14 protein-coding genes and 3 pseudogenes are annotated in these 18,037 nt (G+C 36.2%); 2 read left to right on the top strand and 15 right to left on the bottom strand.

Annotated features, from left to right (window positions below; all coding sequences use genetic code 11):
• Window positions 1-10: 10 nt before the first annotated feature.
• The 4 genes from dndD to ACNHOZ_RS07985 all read right to left on the bottom strand — a co-directional run bounded on the left by dndD (window position 11) and on the right by ACNHOZ_RS07985 (window position 5,350).
• Window positions 11-2,020, bottom strand: a complete 2,010-nt coding sequence (dndD, locus tag ACNHOZ_RS07970) for a DNA sulfur modification protein DndD (protein ID WP_168760918.1) — start codon at window positions 2,018-2,020, stop codon at window positions 11-13.
• A complete protein-coding gene (locus tag ACNHOZ_RS07975; RefSeq protein WP_168760919.1) occupies window positions 2,020-2,247 on the bottom strand; it encodes a hypothetical protein in 228 nt (75 codons plus the stop codon). Before ACNHOZ_RS07975 ends, dndD begins: the two co-directional genes overlap by 1 nt.
• Before the next feature lie 526 nt (window positions 2,248-2,773).
• Complete coding sequence (locus ACNHOZ_RS07980; protein ID WP_168760920.1) at window positions 2,774-3,208, bottom strand: SMI1/KNR4 family protein; 435 nt, start codon at window positions 3,206-3,208, stop codon at window positions 2,774-2,776.
• A gap of 3 nt (window positions 3,209-3,211) precedes the next feature.
• Window positions 3,212-5,350 carry a T7SS effector LXG polymorphic toxin gene (locus tag ACNHOZ_RS07985; protein WP_168760921.1) on the bottom strand — a complete coding sequence of 713 codons (2,139 nt, stop codon included), beginning with the start codon at window positions 5,348-5,350 and terminating at the stop codon, window positions 3,212-3,214.
• A 582-nt stretch (window positions 5,351-5,932) separates the two neighbouring features.
• Between ACNHOZ_RS07985 and ACNHOZ_RS07990 the strand changes: the two genes are divergently transcribed.
• Window positions 5,933-7,348 carry an excalibur calcium-binding domain-containing protein gene (locus ACNHOZ_RS07990; RefSeq protein ID WP_240962086.1) on the top strand — a complete coding sequence of 472 codons (1,416 nt, stop codon included), beginning with the start codon at window positions 5,933-5,935 and terminating at the stop codon, window positions 7,346-7,348.
• A gap of 706 nt (window positions 7,349-8,054) precedes the next feature.
• Here ACNHOZ_RS07990 and ACNHOZ_RS07995 read toward each other — a convergent pair.
• From ACNHOZ_RS07995 to ACNHOZ_RS08010, 4 genes are all read right to left on the bottom strand, one after another.
• A complete protein-coding gene (locus ACNHOZ_RS07995; protein ID WP_168760922.1) occupies window positions 8,055-9,767 on the bottom strand; it encodes a TcaA NTF2-like domain-containing protein in 1,713 nt (570 codons plus the stop codon).
• A gap of 79 nt (window positions 9,768-9,846) precedes the next feature.
• Window positions 9,847-10,755, bottom strand: coding sequence for a phosphotransferase (locus ACNHOZ_RS08000; protein WP_168760923.1), 909 nt, complete (start codon window positions 10,753-10,755; stop codon window positions 9,847-9,849).
• A 181-nt stretch (window positions 10,756-10,936) separates the two neighbouring features.
• On the bottom strand, window positions 10,937-11,443 hold the full coding sequence (locus tag ACNHOZ_RS08005) for a hypothetical protein (protein WP_194273210.1): 507 nt from the start codon (window positions 11,441-11,443) through the stop codon (window positions 10,937-10,939).
• Between the two features lie 51 nt (window positions 11,444-11,494).
• A complete protein-coding gene (locus ACNHOZ_RS08010) occupies window positions 11,495-12,424 on the bottom strand; it encodes an ADP-ribosylglycohydrolase family protein (RefSeq protein ID WP_168760924.1) in 930 nt (309 codons plus the stop codon).
• A gap of 183 nt (window positions 12,425-12,607) precedes the next feature.
• Here ACNHOZ_RS08010 and ACNHOZ_RS08015 point away from each other — a divergent pair.
• Window positions 12,608-13,174: pseudogene (locus ACNHOZ_RS08015) on the top strand (DUF6434 domain-containing protein).
• Between the two features lie 114 nt (window positions 13,175-13,288).
• On the opposite strand, the gene ACNHOZ_RS08020 reads toward ACNHOZ_RS08015, so the two are convergent.
• The 7 genes and pseudogenes from ACNHOZ_RS08020 to ACNHOZ_RS08050 form a co-directional block, all read right to left on the bottom strand.
• The gene (locus ACNHOZ_RS08020; RefSeq protein ID WP_013083523.1) at window positions 13,289-14,791 is read right to left on the bottom strand and encodes a malate:quinone oxidoreductase; all 1,503 of its coding nucleotides are present in this window, start codon (window positions 14,789-14,791) and stop codon (window positions 13,289-13,291) included.
• 756 nt (window positions 14,792-15,547) lie between these two features.
• On the bottom strand, window positions 15,548-16,039 hold the full coding sequence (locus ACNHOZ_RS08025; RefSeq protein ID WP_447697083.1) for an SMI1/KNR4 family protein: 492 nt from the start codon (window positions 16,037-16,039) through the stop codon (window positions 15,548-15,550).
• Window positions 16,040-16,080: 41 nt separating this feature from the next.
• A complete protein-coding gene (locus ACNHOZ_RS08030) occupies window positions 16,081-16,524 on the bottom strand; it encodes an SMI1/KNR4 family protein (RefSeq protein ID WP_115654141.1) in 444 nt (147 codons plus the stop codon).
• Window positions 16,525-16,580: 56 nt separating this feature from the next.
• Window positions 16,581-17,002: pseudogene (locus ACNHOZ_RS08035) on the bottom strand (SecY-interacting protein Syd); the annotation flags it as partial.
• Between the two features lie 125 nt (window positions 17,003-17,127).
• On the bottom strand, window positions 17,128-17,346 hold the full coding sequence (locus tag ACNHOZ_RS08040; RefSeq protein WP_048019125.1) for a hypothetical protein: 219 nt from the start codon (window positions 17,344-17,346) through the stop codon (window positions 17,128-17,130).
• Window positions 17,347-17,425: 79 nt separating this feature from the next.
• Complete coding sequence (locus ACNHOZ_RS08045) at window positions 17,426-17,653, bottom strand: hypothetical protein (RefSeq protein WP_115654142.1); 228 nt, start codon at window positions 17,651-17,653, stop codon at window positions 17,426-17,428.
• A 44-nt stretch (window positions 17,654-17,697) separates the two neighbouring features.
• Window positions 17,698-17,937 (bottom strand): annotated as a pseudogene (locus ACNHOZ_RS08050) (Imm3 family immunity protein); the annotation flags it as partial.
• Window positions 17,938-18,037: the final 100 nt, after the last annotated feature.

The raw sequence follows: 18,037 nt of genomic DNA on the forward strand, positions 1-18,037 counted from the left end.
TTTTCTCCTTTTACATAAAGTATCCTTCTATTACATCGACCTGGTCATGTGTAGGATTATCAATCAGCAAATAGCTTCTTGCAATCTTTGGATTTAACATTGCTTTTTGTTGCGATGTTATCTCCGAATCCGTACTTAATAATATTGTTTGCTTTGAAGAGTACGGAAGGTAAATACTATGTAAGTGCCGTCTATGCGTTTGATCTAGCCTTCCCTCAACCGTATCAATTACTACTCCAAACTCGCGATCTGACGCTCGAGTTAAAGCGGATAATACGCACATAGCATATATCTGCTTTTGGCCTGAACTTAACATGTCTTTATGGATGATTTCCCCATATGGATCCTCAAATGTAATTTCAAAAGTGTCCTCATGAATTGAGAAATTCCGATAATAACCATTGGCTTTGTTAATCATCTCACAGAAACTTTCTCGAAAGAAATCAAGCACTTCATTGGCTTTAGCACGTTTTAACATTGTTAAATAGGAGCTAACGATATTCTGAATTTTTTCGATTTTTTCGATTTGTACAGTTAGACGTTCATTTCCGCTCACTTCTTTCTTGAGCTGATTTTCTTCTTCCTGGAGTGTTTTTATTTCATCTTTACACTCCTGTACCAATCCATTGATTTCCTCCAACTTCTGTTGCAATGATCCGTGTTTTTCCAATAAATTTTCTAGGGCCTTTTCTTGTTGGGTAAGTTGTGTACCAGTTGGTAATCCTTTTAATATCCGTTTTATTTCTTCGATCCTTATTTGGTTTTCTATATATGACTTCTTGAGATGAGCTAAAAGCGGATTATTTTGCCGAGCCTTTTCTATCTCCTCACCAATTTCCTCCGTTAAGTATTGGCGATCCACGTGAGATAACACTTCATAGTGAAGAGAAATGATTTTCTCCGATACCTTCTTGTCACATAAAATATCCATCAGCAATGAAGAAAGACAAGATTTCTGTTCGGGTAGTAACGGAGGTATAATAGATGAATGGTCAAGTATTTTTAAGGCCTTATTTGCTTGTTCTAACTTGTCTTCTCGTACTTTCTCTGACTTGGCCCTTTCCTCCTCTTCTCCTAATCGCTTTTCAATCTTTTGAAGTATAGGCATTAGTATCATAAAAGGTAGATGCTCGGTAGTGTTTTCTAATGCTTCTAACTCATTCTCTTCCAATCTCGCTCGACATTCTTCAAGTTCCTTTTCAAGGAGCGGTCGTTCTTTAGTAGAAGGGAGTCCATATTCTGAAACCCACCTTGTAGCTGATTTTATTTCTTTTAAAAGAGATTCATTTTCTGCCAACAGTTTTTTTCGATCCTTTTCAAACCTTTGCAAGGCTGCCTTGGAACGATGTTGTTTTCCAGATAACTCTAACAAATCGGCCATAGATTTAGAGCTTGTTTCTTTAGCCATCTGTTCTTTAATGGTCTCTAACGTATCATGTAATTTTTTGTGAATGTTAATATTCAACACATCACCAATAGCTTCGCCCATTGCTTCATTCATGTTGGAAGCTTCTGCGAGTCTGCGAACTTTTTCTCCGTCAAAAATAAAAAATTTACTCACATCAACAGGTATCAATCGATTTATAAAGTTTTGAAATTCAATCGAATCTTTGTATTGCTCCTGTTCAAAACCGTTAATGGTAACAGTTATATTTTCATCCATCACTCTCCGTTGCTGAAAGTGCCATTCACGTTTCACTGTAAGGGTGTCATGTCCACCTTTTCTCTTAAATAGAAGAAATGAGACTTTAACCGAAGATTTACGCTTTCCTTCAAAAAAAGCCCGGTTATTTAAGCGTTTTCCAATTATTTCATGATATTGGTTACGATTCTTTAGAGATGGTGCGTACTTACCAAATAAGACTAGGTTAATGCCATCTAAAAATGTTGACTTGCCAGCACCATTCTCTCCTCCGATCAAAATGATGTTTCTTCCAGACTCAAAGTCGACGGCTAATGGTATTTTTACATCTCCATAAAAACTACCGAAGTTTTGAAACTCTATTTCCGTGTAATACACTATATCTCTCCTTTTTCATAAGATTCAATTACAGCTAGCATTGCCTTAAAAATGCCACTTCTAGAACTTTTCAATGTGTAAGAATGCTCAATGTCTAGCAGTTCCTCATACAAAGAAGATTCGATCCCAGACTTTTCACACATACCTTGCAAAAATTCTTTTTCAAGCGATATACTTGGTGACTCCCGCTCAAACCAGTTTTCCTCATAGATATCATTTTGAGCCAAATGAATCACTCCTTAAATTAAGATTTAATGGTTATAATATCCAAATAATTGTATTTAGATACAATATCTTTGTAATAATCACCAAAAATATCCAATAAAAAAAAGCTTCTATAACTTTCTTAAATAAACTTTTGAAATATTTCTACAAGCTAATCTCGTAAAATGATGCTAAAAAATATGAAGCCAAACTCTTTTTCATGTCGAAACTTATTTTCTAAATGCATAAAAAAAGCCTAAGGAATCTTAAACCCTAGGCGAATTACTCTTTATAATTATTTTAAAGATACCATCAAATCCTAAATCTCTTCTATTTCACATGTCATTAGCCCATGTTTAAAGACTAAATTGATAAACTTAAAAATACATAAAAACCATACTAAGACCGACCCTTCTTAACAATGTCTACCTAAACAAAAAAAACATTGACTAAGGCTTAGCCAATGTTTTTTACTTGTTGGGTTCTTTATTTTACCTATCGGTCATTCTTTAATATAAATAAAGTCTTTAATATTCAATAAATATTGTATTATTCTAAATCGATATAATACTTATCATCTTCAATGATTTTCTTTAAAAATTCTTCTAAGGAATCCGCGATTTTTATATCATCATAATAAATAGCATTATTTTGCTCTTCACTTATTTCTATTAGTAGCAACGCGCTTTCATTAGCTTCAAAAAATATTAATTTATCCTCCTCCAGATCTTCGTAAACTTCTATATCAGGATAAAATTCAAAATCATTAACTTTTAATCTAGCATCTCTGATAGAAGAAGGCCCCATAATACGATTGATATTATATTCTGATCTTTGAAGGAAGCCATAACCAACCTCTAAAAGAAACTTCTTTAATTCAAAAGGGAACTTTAACTCTAATGTTCCTTCTACCTCTTCAATATCATTTTTACTTACAGGATAAAATTGATTATCTTTTTGATTCTTAACAAAATCGTATCTCATAATTTAATTATCTCCTTTAAATAATTCATTAGCCGGTGATCCCGTACCATGTATACCAGACTGATGTTCATTTGGAAATTTTGCAGGGTGTATATTCCACCATTCATGTTCTCCACGAAAGCTATTTTCAATTATATGATGTGCATCGTATTTATCACCTTTTCTTCTAACTGGTTCACCTGTATTCTCTGAAATAATATCTTCACTGTAAGTGGGCCATTTTTGTCCCGTTTTTATCTCCCATTCCTCAATGAGTTTATCTTTAATTTTATTAAATGCCCGTCGATGCTTCCGGGTTTCTATAGGAGAAAGTTTTTGATATTCCTTATTTCTTAACGCTTCTTTAAGCTTCTCTATTTGGTTTTTTGACAGTTTTCTCGATGTTCTTGTTTCAACATCCTTAATATACCTCTTTATTAAGTCAGAATTAATCTTGACACCAGTACCGCTATATCTGTTAGTATTATTTTCTACTACCGAAATCAAATGTGTTGTTTTATCAATTTTTGAATCTTCTTTTAAAGATTCAACCTGGCTATTTTCCATCTTACTAACATGGGTCGGATCCTTCTTTATAAACCTTCCTCTAGCATCACGCCAACGTTTTCCGTCAAAGTAGTCTTTCCCCATAAAATGCATCGTATCTTTAGCCGTACTCTTCAACACATCCCGTACAGTTTGCTGCGCAAAGTCTACACTCACACCCACTGGTGCTTCCTGCGGCAAGAACCTCGGTACTTTCGCATCTAATACAGCATCATACATTTTTTTGGCTTTATCAATACCAGCTGCTGGCATTTTTCGCATCGCCTGCTGAATGTCTTTTCCATATTGAGTCACTTTACTTGTACGAACTACGTTGCGCATATCATTGAACTTTTTCATGACTGCCTGTGCACTTTTTTCGACAAGCTGAGTGGATGCTTTTGCAGCAAGTAAACCGCCTGCTGCAATCCCCAAGGATTGAAACAAACTAGCCTGCTGCTCTTCTTTAGTAAGCTTATTTCCTAGTAAGTCCTTCCCCATTGTATACTCATACATGCCATTTGTTAAGACAAGTCCATACAATCCTTTTTCTGTTTGTTCAAGCACTTTAAAAGCTTTAGGTGTTTGGTGAAGGGCCATTGCATGATGCGCAGCACTCATGCCTTTTGCCGTTTTGTAGACAACGCTGCCGCCTTTTACCGCTCGTCCTGCCCAGCCTACGAACGGGATGAATCCAGCTGCTGCCATTGCTCCAGCCGTGACTCGCTGGGTAGCAGACAGTTTCTTATGCGTAACCGGATCGACTCCGTCTGCGGCTCGTTTAAAATCATAATATCCAGTAAGTTCTCCTGCAATATCTAGGCCTTTTTCATACCACGGCTTATTGGCTTGAATTTGTCTTTGTCTCTCAGCTTCAATGGCTGCTTTTCTTTCTTTAACTTCTTGTTTTTGTTCAGCTTTTCCTTCTACATAACCTGAAGCGACTTTATCAATTTGCTGCTGTGTTTTGTATGCTTCGCTATTTTTGTAAGCTTTGGCATCAAAAGTGAGCTGATAAGCGCTTCCGCCTTGAGAAGTCAGCTGTTCCAAACCATTTACGCTAAATTGAACGGATTCATAGAAAGAATTCAACATTTCATATTCACTTGAAAGTTGATTATCTAGTTCTTCTACTGCGGTAATAGTTTCTGTTCTTTTTTTCTCAGCAGCGCTTAACTCATCTTCAAAGGCCTCTGTGGAAAACGGTGTAATATGTATAATATCTTCAATATTGCTTAAAACCGCTTCAAGTTCAGTGTGTTGCTGTTCGACCATTTGCTTAGAGCGATCATTAGCAACAACCAGCTCTTGCTCTAAAAACGATACGTCTACAACCGTATCTCCTTTTAATTTAGCTTGTTCCGCATAATCTGCAATACTATTAAAATAGGATTGATGCGAAGACACAAGGCTTCTCCAATGGTTGACCATATCTACTTGTGATGTATAAAAGCCTTTTATACTGTCGGCACCTTTCCCTTGAAATTCATGATCCAGTGTAGCCACGGCATGAAGGGCTTTTTTTAATGCATCTAGCTGTCCATCAAATGCTTTGTACGCCTGCACTCTGTCTTTTGCATAAGTTAAAAGCGTACTGGCTTCATATACTTTTCCCATTACATACCCTCTTTTATTTTATGATTAATATATCTCTGGTTTGAGATTTCCCTCTATTATCCATTATAAAACTACTAATACACTATCTAAATAGGATAATAATCTCTTTTATAAGCTTGTTGATTCATTAAAAAGGATATAACTTCAAAATAAAAGAGGATAGTCATAGGTACAAATATTTATCTCTATTTTATATTGTGTATAAAAACATCATGCTTCATTTTTAACTTCAGCTCAGCTTTTTAATTATAAAAATTCTCTCCCCTATCTAAAAATAACTCTTTTTTGACACTTCGTGATTTAATAAGTAGCCATTAGATAATTCAAATTATCTATTTTCCTTTTCATTGTAGAAGAAATGCGATTTTTAACATTTTTTTAGTTACATTGCATTATGTGGATAATTATATAGACAAGATTAACAATCGAGGCTACCATGCTAATAAAACTCACTTAATTAATTATTCTTACTTTATATAATTCCTAGTTATATATTTATGAATTTTTTTTACAATTTTAACGTTACTTGGTGTAAGATTAAAATTGTGCATTTTAATGTTTACAATTAACAGGAGGTCAACTATGCAGAATATGCAGAAATGGTTTGGAAATAAACCTACAATGTCACAAAGTGCAGTAAAATCTAAGTATGAGAAATTACTTATTCATGCCGAACATAATATCCTTAGTCTGGATGAAATTATACTAAAAGTTATTGAGGCTGAGTTTGACAAGAAAAGTGGAAAAGAAGTAGATGGCATACTTGTGCTTACTAACTATAGATTGTTATTTATCACTAAACACGAACATCGTGCTTTTGAGTATAAGGATATTAATGATATGAATATCCAAGCCGATGAAAAAGACAAAAATGAGTGGAAGTTAACCATATTTGTGGGCTATACTTCTCAAAAATTTGATGATATTAAAAAGAATGATGATACTCAAGAATTTTTAGATATTTTGGAAGAGAAGATTTTAAATCCTAATATTAATATTCTCACAACTGTTACCCATAACTTTGATTATTTCCTACATGCTGAAAGGTTAAATGAACTCAAAGAAGTTAATATCAAAACTACTGCGTTCCTTATGAAACGTGATGATATGGGATTTTCTAAAAATGGCAGTAGATTATTAAAAGAAAAACATCCTGATGCTCCCCTTATTATAGAGGGTCACTATCGTGAAAAAGATAAAAAAGGTAACTTTATTGTTGTTGATAAGCTTGTTTATCTTTATGAATATGACAATGAGCATAGAAAAGCTAAAAAAGTTTTTTCATGGCCCTTCTCATTTTTTAATGGTATGATTATTGATCATTTTGCTCTCAAAACTGAGATCGCAGGTGATGAAGGTAGACTTATACTAAACAATTCCGGGAAAAAATTTGAATCCTTACTGTCTGAAGAGGGAGTTTCCTTTAAAATAAAAACTCGAAAATGGTATCAAAAAATTCTAGGTTTCCGTAGCGGGAAATGGTGGAAAAGATCAATTGCATCTCTTACTTATCTTTTTGTTCTACTAATTGCTAGTATCATTATATTCGGTGAAGACCCCCAGGAAACTAAGACCTCTAAGCCTAACAAAAATAATGAAAGTGTTGAAGTGAGTTCAAAAGAGAACGAAGAAACTAAGAAATTAGATCAAGAAAAAGATAAAAAAGAAGAAACTGCTCGCCTTGCAGAGGAACAACGTAAGAAAGAAGAAGAAGCTAAGAGATTAGCTGAAGAAAAACAAAAACAAGAAGAGGCAGCTCGCCTTGCAGAGGAACAACGTAAGAAAGAAGAAGAAGCTAAAAGATTAGCTGAAGAAAAACAAAAGCAAGAAGAGGCAGCTCGTCTTGCTGAAGAACAACGTCAACAAGCGGCAAACAACGTTTTTTACAAAAATTGTACTGCAGTACGTGAAGCTAATGCAGCACCAATTCATAAAGGTGAACCTGGATATGCTAGACACTTAGATCGTGATGGAGATGGAATTGCTTGCGATCAATAATAATCCGGGAAGTAATAGAAACTTTAGCTCAAGCGGTTTATTTCATAAATTTTATAAATAGTTAAAGCTAAAATAAAAACAGAGCAAGTACGACTGCTCTGTTTTTATTTTTTATCATGCCCTGTGTCTTATCTCTATAATAATATAACCTGGATGAATAACATACTTTTCAATGTTTTATTTTCTCGTCACACAGCTTTTTCCTAAACAATAAACGCCGGAGGACTGTAAAGTATACTCCTCTCTACCATCATACTTATAATGAAAAAATGATAAGCTTAACGAGTTAAAAAATCATGTTTAGGAAATGATTATTTTTCTTTATTAAATAACCTAGGGTTCTTTGATGAGAATTTAAAAAAATAAATAATCTACTTAATAAATACGGCATACTATCACATCTTAAAATCATGTCATTCTACAAAAGAAAAGCTACATTCACCCCAAAAATAACGGTCACACTCTGGTCATATTTTGGTCATACACTATAGAAAATCAAGGGAAACTATAGTTCATTTAAATTTCAAAAACCCCCTTGAACCCTTGATATAGAGGTATTTCTGAACATACTAGAAAACTACAGGAAATTTCATTTTCCACGCTGGCAGCGTAGCAGTCACTCAAACCACTTTCCTCTCCCCCAACCAAAACAACCGCTAGCTCCCCAAAAGGAACTAGCGGTTATTCATAATCTCTCAGAAACCATTCACTCTTCCACCGGCTTCTGCTCATCTGTTAACGTATCAATTTTAGTAATTTGAAGTTTGTCTTTGCCAGCAGCTTTCACATGGTAAATTCGTTCTTTTTTAAACTGCGTGCTCGCGTCATATGAATCAGTGAACGTGTACACTTCGTTTGTATAAATGCTGTAGGTTCCGTCATCATGTGACTCTGTTTTTGTCACTAAAAATTGATCGTTAGCAAACGATACGTTTTTGCCGGCGAGTGATGTGATATAGCTTTTTAACTGTTTATACACTGGCTGATTCGAGTCGATATAGGGTGCCATCCCACTAAAGTCTCCGCTGTTTAAACTTGAAAAGTAAGCAGCTTTATAGGAGATAAAAAAGTTTTCAAGCTCCGTTTTGCTTACAGAATCTGGTTTGACATCTTCATTTTTTAACGGCTTCGTGCTGGGCGTTTCTTTTATATCTGAGCTTGTTTCTGCCGTTTGATTATCACGATTCATATATACAATCGTCAGCAATAAGACCATAACAATAGCGCCTCCTATTAAAATAGGAAAAGTGCGTCTTGATGATTGCTGCTTTTTGAGCACAGGAAAGTCTGCGTAGGCTGGCAGCGTAACAGGTTCTATATCTACCTTTAACCGAGCTAACGGCTTTGGCATCTCCGTGCTTTTTATACTGTTAAGCGGCTGAAGTGCTAAAAATTCTTCGTAGGTAACAATAAACTCGTTTACTGCTATTCCTTTATACATGCCGTAAATTCGGTTCCATAGCTCTTGACACCGAGTATCCTTTATATCTTCACTCAGTTCGTTAAAAAATGGTCGTGATTTTTTAATAAAAGCCGCTAACCACGTTTGATGAGCGTCGACTTTGTGGACTGCATGTAGGTCGTTAAGTGATTGCTTTAACTTGGCGTGTTCATTTGCAACGTTTTGGCTAATGACTTCCATAGTGCGTTGCGTTTCTTTCAGCACGGTAGAAAGGCTCTTACTCATTTTTTCTTGCAAGGCATCAAACTGGCTGCGAACATCAGGCCAGTGCAGTTCGAGTAATTGTTTTTGTGCATTTGTTGCTTTTCGGATACTTTCATTTAGCTCATGCTGTTTTGTGCGAAAGGCGGTCGTTTTTTGTTTGGTCACTACTTTATTTTTGCTTAGCTGATGCCATTCTTGCTTTAAGCTCTTGTCTTCTTCGAGTACTGTAGCTATCGCTTGTTTTACATGTTCATGCTTTTTTTGAAAGTCAACGAACGCTGACAAATACGTATTCCAGTTTTCCTTCATTTCTTTTAACGATGACGTGTTAGCGTGTCTTTCTGTTAGTTGAAAAAAGTCGTTTCTAAACGCTACCATATCAGCTTCAGAAATGAGTTCTTTTCCGAAAAGCTCTGTAACACTTCTATGTATGCTTGTTAACTGTTGGAGCTGTTTCACATTGCTTTGACGCTTTTTTATGTACTCTGGATAACCGCTCGAAAGAAACGTCACCATTGTATATTCACTATTGTTCATATTGTACTCTGTCCGTTCTTTTTCCAGTTCGTCATACACTTTCTGCAGCTGACGTTCTACTATGGAGAGGGATTTTTCTTTATCCATCCCGTCTACTTCTTCTTTTAGTATGTTTAAAGATTCCGTTTCTTCAATAAGAAATGTTTTTTCTTTATATAGCTGTATCCACCTTTCTAGTAAATGTGCTGCTGATTCATTCCAGTGGCTTGTATTCATCGTTTGCTTCACCTGTTGTTTTTATTTTTATCCTTTCTTAACTATACAGGAATTGAACAGAAATTCTATTACAGTTTTATTACTCTTGAAAAATCAGGTTCAAGCTTTCTAGAACCGCTTCTAACGTTTGTTTATCTCCTTGATCGTAGCTGTGTGCCACAAGCACTACGGTTGTAAATACGGCTTTCCATTTTGCAAGCCTGTGCGTTTCTTCATCTACTTCTCCGTATTCTTTGAAAAAACGAGCTCTTCCTTTAGATGGTAGGAAGCTATAGGCAATCGCTAGGTCAACTGCCGGATGACCAATATGAACGTCTCCCCAGTCAATAATGCCTGAAACCATATTGGTTTGATCAACAATCATGTTCTTAATATGAATATCTCCGTGAACTAGTACATGTTTTTCTTGATACTTAATTTCTTGTATGTCATTTACATAGTCTTCAAGAACTCCTTGGTTAGAATAAAGGTTATGCTCTTTCATTTGCTCAACATATTTCTCTAGCGCAGGCTTTCGCTTCATCATATCAAGCCGATTTAGCTCATCAAACGGCACGCCAAGCTCTTGCGCTTTTAGATGAGGATAGTGATGTAGCGCACGAAGAAACCTTGCTAGTACAGAAGCCGATTGTACACGCTCTTCTTCTGTTAATCTTGCAGGCGGAGTTCCTTGCACGTAGTGATAGCCCGTAAACGGCCAAGGATAGCCTGCATTCGGCTTACCGAAAAAAATGGGCTCTGCAATCGATAGAGGCAGCTGAGAAGCAAGACTTGGTAAAAGCTGATTTTCTGTTTTTAATAGTCTCACTGCGAGTTCTCTTCTTGGAAACCGAAACACAAAGCGGTCGTTTACTTGATAAACCGTATTGTCAAAGCCGTAGCCAAGCAGCGAAATTGTAGCGGGCGCAAGTTCTGGAAACTGCGTCTCGATTAGCGTTTTGGCAAGCGCTGATGATACGATTTGTTCTGCATCCCATGCATTTGGCACTGTGATCACCTTTCTTTAACGTTTAGTTTGTATGTTATGTAAAAGTATATTATAAATGATTTTGACCATAAAAACCCTCTGACGCAAAGCCAGAGGGTTTCAGTAAATATATAAATAAGATAGGATGCCTTAGAACGGCACACTACGCCTCTAAGTTAGTAGCCTACGGTACGTTTACTACTTAATACGTACACCAAAATACCTTATCGGCTGTTTCTTCAACATGCTCCATCTTAATAAAGTTCAATAAAAGATCCGTTTGGTCATTTCCTGTATACTCATCTTGGTCAACATTATAAAATTGAATAAGCTCGACCTTGTACATACCGTTTTTAATATCAATTCTATACTTAGAACAGTTTTGATCAGGCACAGACTGATCTTCAAACTGGGCGGCCATCGTAAGGCAGTCATAATCTACGAGATAAAGCTGATGATTGGTTACATTTATATAACCTGTTGCTTTTCTAAAGTATGTACCAATATCCGACTCTGTTCCAATCTTCACTTCTACGTTCCAGGAGTGTTCAATTCCTTCTTCTGTCATTTGACATACTAGGATATTTCTCTTTTTCATTTCACTGCCAAAATGGTTCAAAAGCTGATCTAGCTCCCAATCCTCATCGACAAATGATTGATATTCTTTTGCATTGGCCACTCCGATAAAATTGGTATCGCCAAAATCCATAGAAAATTTCATTTTATCTCCTCTGCTCTTTAAAGTAATTTTTATTATCCATTAACATATATCCGCAAACTTCTTACACGCTTTCTCTAACTCTTCTTTTTTAGCAAGCTGACAAACCCACTCTTCAGGAATACCATCCAGCTCATAATATACTCCTGCCATAGTACCTGTAATAAAGCCTATTGTGTCTGTGTCTTCTCCCAAATTCACAGCAGTGAGTACAGCTTCTTTGTAGTCATCACTTTGCAGAAAAGACCAAAGAGATGCTTCTAGCGAGCTGACGACGTATCCGGTTGACCCGATTTCCTTTCTCGCTGCGTGCGGCAAGCTTAGGTTTAACACTCGTTCATACGCAGTGAACTCTGCTTCATACTCCGTACCTGTTAGCTGCTTTTGACAGAGATTTACCGCTTTTTCATATGCTTTAAAAGGCTCGTCGCCGTCAAGAAGGCGAATAAGCAGCTCCACGTATATAATGCAGCCAAGAGTAGAGCGCATATGGCGGTGCGTGACGTGCGCAATTCTTTCTATTGCTTCTTTTCTTTTTGTAAAGCTAGGTTCATCACATAGTGTAAACGCAAGCGGTGAGATACGCATAAGCGCTCCGTTTCCGTTGTCGTATTCAGCGCTTCCTCCCCACTCTTCTTTAGGAAGCCCGCTTTTATAGCGGCGAATCGCTTCGCTTGTTGCGATGCCAATATCAAACATTTCTCCGTACGGCGTCCAGTAGCCATCCGACCAATAGCTCTCAAACTTTTGCATCAAATCATATTCATCTTGTTTTTCTAGTAGATTATCAATCAAGCACATCGTCAGAGATGTATCATCTGACCACGTTCCTTCAGGCTGGTTATACGTACCGTAGCCGGTCATAGTTGTGATCCGAAATGAATCGCGTTTTTTAAACTCAACTGGAACGCCTAAAGCGTCTCCGACAGCTCCTCCTAGAATTGTAGAAAGGACTTTTTTATGTAGCGTCATGCAATCAACTCCTTTCTATTATTGTAATTGTTTGATTTTGGAATTTGCAAGAGATCTCTTGCCTAGATGCTTTTTCTTCTTTATAAAATAGGAAGAAATATAAAGACATTCCCTCGTACTTCTCTAAAAACAATTGACCAACAAGAACAAATGTTCTACAGTAAATATATGGAGGTAAAAACGATGAGACCTGAACTTACAAAAGATTTACCCATCAAAGACTTTACCGATTTTTACTGGCTCAAAACCGAGCTGCAGCAATTTTGCCGAGAAAACAACATGAGCCCGTCTGGATCTAAAATGGAACTTTCAAAAAGAATTGAAGTGTTTTTAACAACCGGTGACACTCAACAATCAAAATCACCTTCTAAAAGACGCTCGTCCTCTAAAACATAAGCGCCGCTAACATTAGATACCTTCATTGGGGAAAATCACCGCTGCAGTCAAAAAGTACGGACTTTTTTTAAAGACGCCATTCATCCTACGTTTCATTTTTCCACATATATTCAAAACTACTTTAAAGAAAATGTAGGGAAAACCTATCGAGATGTGGTAAAAGCGTGGCATGAAGAAGAAAAACGAAAAAAGCAGCCTTCTTATCAAAAAGAAATTGCGCCTGAGTTTGAATACAACCGCTTTATTCGCGATTTTTTTAAGGATCCGAAAAACAATGGAAAAAGCCGCGATGATGCAATTGCGGCGTGGAAGCATTTAAAAGTTCAGCCTGGAAGCAATCAATACCGCTCTTAAATCAAACTCTACATATAAAGACCATTAAAACACCACCTCAAGAAAAGGTGGTGTTTGTGCACGCCTGTAGATTTCTTCACATACGCATGTGCTGTTTGTTGCAGCGTAAAATCTTTAGCTATAAACGGACTCTTTTTTAATTAAACCAAGCGTCTGTGAAGTAGACGCATGAATTTCGTTAAAGAAGTCTGGATGATCAACTAACGACATGCCATAGGAAGGAATCATTTCTTTTATCTTTGGCTCCCACTTGTTCATGTTTTCTGGGAAGCATTTTTCCAATACTTCAAGCATAACGTGAACCGCCGTCGATGCACCAGGCGAAGCGCCAAGAAGTGCAGCAACCGAACCATCAGCGGCACTTACAACTTCTGTACCAAACTGAAGCGTTCCTTTTCCTCCGGCTTCCGTGTCTTTGATTACCTGCACACGCTGGCCTGCTACAACGATATCCCAGTCTTCGCTTTTCGCGTTCGGGATAAACTCACGCAGTTCTTCTACACGTTTTTCATTTGATAACAGCACTTGCTGAATTAAATATTTTGTTAACGCCATTTCTTTGACGCCTGCTGCTAGCATGGTTAAAATATTATTCGGCTTTACAGAACTGATTAAATCCAGGTTTGAACCTGTTTTTAAGAATTTTGGTGAAAAGCCGGCAAATGGACCAAACAACAGCGTCTTTTTGTTGTCAATATAGCGTGTATCAAGGTGCGGAACTGACATTGGCGGAGCTCCGACTTTGGCTTTTCCGTATACTTTCCCGTGGTGCTGCGCAATTACTTCAGGGTTATTGCATACCATAAATAATCCGCTTACCGGGAATCCTCCAATATGCTTGGATTCAGGAATACCTGTTTTTTGAAGTAAAGGCAAGCTTCCGCCTCCACCTCCTATAAAGATGAACTTTGCCGTGTGGTACTCAACTTTGCCGCTGTCTACATCTGCGACTTTTACTTCCCACATACCGTCACTTTTACGTTTAATATCTTTTACACTTCGTTTGTAATGAACGTGAACCCCTTTATTCTTCAGGTGGTCAAACAACATGCGTGTTAAAGCACCAAAGTTTACGTCTGTTCCCGAATCAATTTTAGTTGCGGCAATCGGTTCATTTGACGTGCGCCCCTTCATGATTAACGGAATCCATTCTTTTAGTTTGTCAGGACTGTCGGAATACTCCATTCCTTGAAACAACGGATTGTTTGACAGCGCTTCAAAACGCTTTTTCAGAAACGATACATTTTTTTCCCCTTGTACCAAACTCATATGCGGAATTGGCATGATAAAATCTTGCGGATTGCGAATCAACTTGCTGCTTACCAGATAAGACCAAAACTGTCTTGACAGCTGAAACTGCTCGTTAATTCGGATCGCTTTCGTTATATCTATAGATCCATCAGCTTTTTCTGATGTATAGTTTAGTTCGCACAGCGCAGAATGGCCCGTCCCTGCATTATTCCATTCGTTCGAGCTTTCTTCCCCTGCGTCTGCGAGTTTTTCAAATACTTTAATGTCCCATTCAGGTGCTAACTCTTTGAGTAATGATCCCAAAGTTGCGCTCATGACTCCGGCACCAATTAAGATAACGTCTGTTTTTTTCTGTACGTTGCTCATTATAACCTTCCTCATCCCCTATATTTGTAAAAAGATGTAGGCGCTCCTGCTTACGTAGTAAAAAAATTCAGGTGCGACCTAAGAACACACCTTTTTCTGTCTCACTTATAACTATATCACAGTATAATTGTCTGATGATTATAAACTATTCAAAAATGATAAAAAAGTGAGAAAATCGCCCACAAATTCCAAAAAACTTATTAAATTCCGTCTGCATTTTCTTTTATTAGTAAACTTTTATACCTACTTCTAAGTGGTAAAGCATTGATTAATAAAATAACAAACTATTCCAAAAATTCAGCTTAAAAACCAAAATAACTGCCTTGAAAATTTCACCTACTATAACTATACTCAGCCCAAAGAACAATCAGCACTATAAATAGAAAAGCCTTCATTCTTTTTGACTAGTTATACGTAGATGTATTCATATATGTATAGAGCACCAGCTCATCCAGGTTCATTTTTAGAAAAATAAGTATATATTGCAATGGCTAATTTTCAGCCCATATTGCAAGTTACAATATCTATGTCATATAACATACCATGAAATAAGTGAATAAGTAAATGATTATTCAGAAATTTATGTTATAAAACCTAACATGTATGTTGACTTTTACATAAACTATATTTAAATATTTAAAAGAAAACCCTCCAAATTTTGACGAGTGACATATTGTTATACGCTTGAGCATTTTTTTGATGAAGTATTTCCCCTTAGAGACTTTAGCAAATCAACGTGCACTTACAAAAAGCTTTTCAATCATGTAATTTACTTAAAAAATCCGTAAACGTATCTGCGATGTAAAATAAATTGCTCCTTGCACGTTCTTCCACTTGTTCTTCAGTTAAACCTTTCTCTTGCATTAACACTTCTTTTTCAGGGGCATTTTCGTGTTCCCAAAATAACACAATCGGGTTGTCTATATTATTTTTATAATCTACACAAATTAAATTTCCAGCGGGATCATTCGCAATGGGAAAAACCTTTTTAGGAAGCATAGGTTTATATAGTTCATATTTTTTAACAATGTACTCACTGCTTTCCTTATTAAAGCTAAATAAACTACCAAAACAATGCTCTACGTTGCCTACATTAAATTCTTCTGGTAATACGCTAGCACCTCCATTTATTTTTACACAATCAATATAATCTTTAGGTAAGTGGAATCCTAATTGCCTTCCACTTTCTTCAACCTCATTTTCTGATACTTCTCGATCAACATATTCCCACTCTAAATCTTTTCTCATCTAATTCCTCCTTATAAATACGGATTATTCCATAACTCCAATCAGAAATGGATATTTAATTCTTCACGAATCGATTTTTCTAAATATTCTTCAAAGCTTCCTGCTATAACTTTTTTTCCGCCAAAGTCAAAATCAACTATGACGATTTCTTTATTAGGGTATTGAAAGCCTACTGGATTTCCCGCACTGTCTACTCCAATCACAACAAAATGCTCGTATCCTTGAGGCAACATATTTCTGAACTGTAGAGATTTATCTACAAATGACGGTGTAGACACAAACTCTGCCTCTCTTAACCCTAAAACAACCGCTTCACCAATTGCCCCCGAACCATACCTCAAAAGAAATTTTTTAAAGTCCTCTGGAAGTTTCACTTTTAGCTTCGCTTCAGCTTGTGTCACTTCCTCACTAGTAACAGCACCGCCAAAAGCTTCAGGGTACATTTCCAACTCTTGGTCCACTGCTTTTAATAATTCGATCTTCATTCCATTCCTTCCCTTTCTGTAGATGATGATTTAATTCTTTTTTGTACATACTTTTGTTATCTTTGTAAACGCAGGCTAGAAATTAAATCTTCTAAGGAGTTTGCAATTTCTTTAAAACAACCTCGTTCAAAATCTTCTAATTCGATTTTGCCGCTGATGTTATGGATCACAACTACCAAACCATTGCCTTCTATACCTATAGGAACCTTATCAAGCTTATCGTGATTTCTTTTATATCCCTTTAAATTCCTTTCAAACGTATCCAATTCAATATTCGGTAATACAGCCTCTAACGTAATGTAATGCCCATCCATAAAACCATCTAACTCTGCAAACCAGTAGGAATTAAAATAGCAGTCAATTGAAGAATGAAATGTAATATCAAACCTTTCTTCAAGTGGTGTTATATCGCTATGATTATTTTTTGAACAGGGTTCCATAAAATTTCTTCGTCTTCATCCACTTCCCCTTGGTAAATCATTAAGACTCATATATTGCTAATAGCATTCAAGCTCTCATTGTCTTTGTATATAAATCTCTATTTAAAATAAGCACAATCCAAAAGAATGCTCTTTTAATGTCTTTAGTTCTCTATGTTGTTACCTAATAACTCAAATCCCGTATTAAACCGAGATTAATTTTACTATTTTGGTACATAGGTGTAATGACTAATTCCGCAAAATCACCCGTTTTGATTACTTCATTAATCAACTGCTTTAGTTCTGTAAAATCAATATGTCTTCTATTTAAGCCGTGGTTATAAATTGTAAACTCATGAATTAATCGCAAACCTTCCCCTGTTTTTTGTTTATCACTAGACAATACTCCTTTTGTGCATGATGAATTATTATTCAATTAGTACCTTGTTAGCAAGAACCCATCCATTTAATCCGTATGAAGCTTATAGTTTGTAGTAATGGTCATTATTTCCTTTAATATAATTAATCAGTTCCTCAATATGCTCATAGTCCATTGGCCAACAATAATCTTTTGATTGATCTAACAATGTTTTATTATCTAAAGCAAACGAATTAACATCTCCTTCAGCTATATCTAAAAGTATGGTTTTCAAAATGAAAAGCAAAAAATCTTTAAACAGAATGTTTACTTGTTTTTCTTTTTCTGTCATCACTTTCACTTCTACTTTTAAACGCTCAAAATCTATTTGACAATTTAAAATTTTACTATCTCTACATTTTGTAGTCCTACTATTACTTTATTCATTCGTGCCAATAAATCTTTTATTTCGTCTAATGTTAGCTCGTCTTGCGCTTCTTTTAGGTCAAATTTCCCTAACCTCCCTGTTATACCTCTAATGCGCCCAACGAAAACTTGCTCATGGGTAATTGCAATTTCTCCAATAGCAGTATCCACAATAAAATCTTCTACCTCGCCTAAATTATCAAATTCATCCGTAAAACAATTAGCTCTACCCATTTTTGCTCGATTCTTGGATCATTATCATCTAGTAACACTCGTGCACCTAAGACTGCTCTCACTTTTCCCTCAAACA

The organism is Priestia sp. D51 (assembly GCF_053345675.1).

Bases quoted from the DNA above. Each gene is read 5' to 3' on its own strand.
- ACNHOZ_RS07980 (WP_168760920.1), bottom strand. From the start codon at position 3,208: ATGAGATACGATTTTGTTAAGAATCAAAAAGATAATCAATTTTATCCT.
- ACNHOZ_RS07985 (WP_168760921.1), bottom strand. From the start codon at position 5,350: ATGGGAAAAGTATATGAAGCCAGTACGCTTTTAACTTATGCAAAAGAC.
- ACNHOZ_RS07990 (WP_240962086.1), top strand. From the start codon at position 5,933: ATGCAGAATATGCAGAAATGGTTTGGAAATAAACCTACAATGTCACAA.
- ACNHOZ_RS07995 (WP_168760922.1), bottom strand. From the start codon at position 9,767: ATGAATACAAGCCACTGGAATGAATCAGCAGCACATTTACTAGAAAGG.
- ACNHOZ_RS08005 (WP_194273210.1), bottom strand. From the start codon at position 11,443: ATGGATTTTGGCGATACCAATTTTATCGGAGTGGCCAATGCAAAAGAA.
- ACNHOZ_RS08010 (WP_168760924.1), bottom strand. From the start codon at position 12,424: ATGACGCTACATAAAAAAGTCCTTTCTACAATTCTAGGAGGAGCTGTC.
- ACNHOZ_RS08020 (WP_013083523.1), bottom strand. From the start codon at position 14,791: ATGAGCAACGTACAGAAAAAAACAGACGTTATCTTAATTGGTGCCGGA.
- ACNHOZ_RS08025 (WP_447697083.1), bottom strand. From the start codon at position 16,039: ATGAGAAAAGATTTAGAGTGGGAATATGTTGATCGAGAAGTATCAGAA.
- ACNHOZ_RS08030 (WP_115654141.1), bottom strand. From the start codon at position 16,524: ATGAAGATCGAATTATTAAAAGCAGTGGACCAAGAGTTGGAAATGTAC.
- ACNHOZ_RS08045 (WP_115654142.1), bottom strand. From the start codon at position 17,653: ATGACAGAAAAAGAAAAACAAGTAAACATTCTGTTTAAAGATTTTTTG.